At 63.7% G+C, this 2,120-nt stretch carries 2 protein-coding genes; both read right to left on the reverse strand.

The window, feature by feature from the left end:
- A partial coding sequence (locus tag D8676_RS26525; RefSeq protein ID WP_183097267.1) for an ATP-binding protein occupies window positions 1-494 on the reverse strand: 494 nt, incomplete at its 3' end.
- Entirely contained in the window at window positions 484-2,007 is a 1,524-nt protein-coding gene (istA, locus tag D8676_RS26530) for an IS21 family transposase (RefSeq protein WP_121584105.1), read from the reverse strand. The genes D8676_RS26525 and istA, both read right to left, overlap by 11 nt.
- Between the last annotated feature and the right edge of the window lie 113 nt (window positions 2,008-2,120).

A 2,120-nucleotide genomic window follows, 5' to 3' on the forward strand; every position in this document is an offset into this window, starting at 1 on the left:
GAGTGGGCGAGCCTGCCGGCGATCTGCCCAGCCTTGCCCTGTGCCTTCTCCTGTTCGAGGGCGTTGACCAGCTCGACCGTGGAGAAGAACCGCACGCGCTTGCGATGATGCTCGATCGCCTGAACGCCAAGCGCAGTGGCGATGTGGGTCTTGCCGGTGCCCGGACCGCCGACCAGCACGATATTGTCGGCCACATCCATAAACTCACACCGATGCAGCTGGCGCACCAGCGCCTCGTTGATCTCACTGCTGGCGAAGTCGAAGCCGGCCAGGTCGCGATAGGCCGGGAACCGGGCTGCCTTGAGCTGATAGGAGACCGATCGCACCTCTCGCTCGGCGGTCTCTGCCTTGAGGAGCTGCGACAGGATAGGAACCGCCGCATCGAACGCCGGGGCGCCTTGCTCCATGAGATCGGTGACGGCCTGTGCCATGCCATGCATCTTGAGGCTGCGCAGCATGACGATGATGGCGCCGCTGGCGGGATCATGACGCATGGCGGTTCTCCCGACGCAGGGCATCATAGCGCTCCACGTTGGCCATGGGCTCACTGATCAGCCTCAGCGCCTGGGGCGCGGTCACAGGTGGCGTCGTTAGCGGCTTGCCGTCGAGCAGGCGGTGCAGCAGGTTGAGGATGTGAGTCTTGGTCGGAACGCCGGCTTCCAGCGCCATGGTGACCGCGCTCAGCACTGCCTGTTCGTCATGATGCAGGACCAGGGCCAGGATCTCGACCATCTCCCTGTCACCGCCGGGAGAGCGCAGCAGGTGGCGCTGTAGCCGCTGGAACGGGTCGGGCAGCTCAAGGAACGGTGCTCCGTTGCGGAGAGCCCCGGGCTTGCGCTGGACCACCGCCAGATAATGGCGCCAGTCATAGACAGTGCGCCCCGGACCATCATGGGATCGCTCGATGATCCGCTGATGCTCGCATATGACCTGCCCCTCTGCGACCACCACGAAGCGGTCGGGATAGACCCGCAGACTGACCGGCCGGTTGGCGAACGACGCCGGCACGCTGTAGCGGTTGCGGTCCAGATGGACGAGGCAAGTTGGGGATACCCGCTTGCCATACTCGACGAAGCCGTCGAACGGCCGACCCATCGGCATCAGGCTCGCCACCTCATCTCTCCAGGCATCGGCGACCGAGCCCAGCTCGATCCCATGCGGGATATCCTGCCACAGCGCCTTGCAGCGCTCCTCCAGCCAGAGGTTGAGCGCCGCCAGGCTCTCGACCTGTGGCACCGGCTGCCACAGCCGATGACGGGCATCCTGGACGTTCTTCTCGACCTGCCCCTTCTCCCAACCCGCGGCCGGATTACAGAACTCGGCCTCGAACAGATAATGACTGACCATGGTCAGGAAGCGGGCGTTGACGGTCCGGTCCTTGCCACGCCCGACCTTGTCGACCGCGGTGCGCATGTTGTCGTAGATGCCCCGGCGCGGCACGCCGCCCAGCACGCGGAACGCGTGATTATGGGCATCGAACAGCATCTCGTGGGTCTGAAGGAGATAGGCCCGCACGAAGAAGGCCCGGCTATAGCTGAGCTTGAAGTGCGCCACCTGCAGCTTGGTGCGCAACCCATCGATGATCGCCCAGTCCTCGCTCCAGTCGAACTGGAACGCCTCGCCCGGCGCGAACGACAATGGCACGAAGGTGCCCCGGCCACTCATCTGCTGCTGGCGGCGATAATCATCGCGCCAACTCCGGGCGAAGGCGGCCACGCGTTCATAGGAACCATCGAAGCCCAGGCTGACCAGATCGGCATGCAGCTGCTTGATCGTGCGCTTCTGCTTGCGCGGCCGGCCCAGCTCACGCCTCAGCCAAGCGGTCAGACGCTCAACAAACGGGTCCAACTTGCTTGGACGCTCAGGCGTCTTGAACCGCGGCTCCACGGTGCCAGACCGCAGATACTTACGAACGGTGTTGCGAGATAAACCGGTGCGCTTGGCGATCTCCCGGATCGATAGATGATCACGGTAATGCCAGCGCCGGATGACGCTCAATAATGCCATGTCCAACACTCCATGGTCCCCCGCTCGTCACAGCCAGGGACGGGTTCAAACATGGGTCACTTCTCAATGAAAATTACACGCTCCCCCGGGTCACTTCTCAGCAGCAATCAACA

Origin of the sequence: Mesorhizobium sp. YM1C-6-2, from assembly GCF_003666685.1 — a bacterium.
Lineage (GTDB): Bacteria > Pseudomonadota > Alphaproteobacteria > Rhizobiales > Rhizobiaceae > Mesorhizobium_K.

What these genes read in the sequence shown, in the direction of transcription:
- istA (WP_121584105.1), bottom strand. Translation starts at nt 2,007, where the DNA reads ATGGCATTATTGAGCGTCATCCGGCGCTGGCATTACCGTGATCATCTA.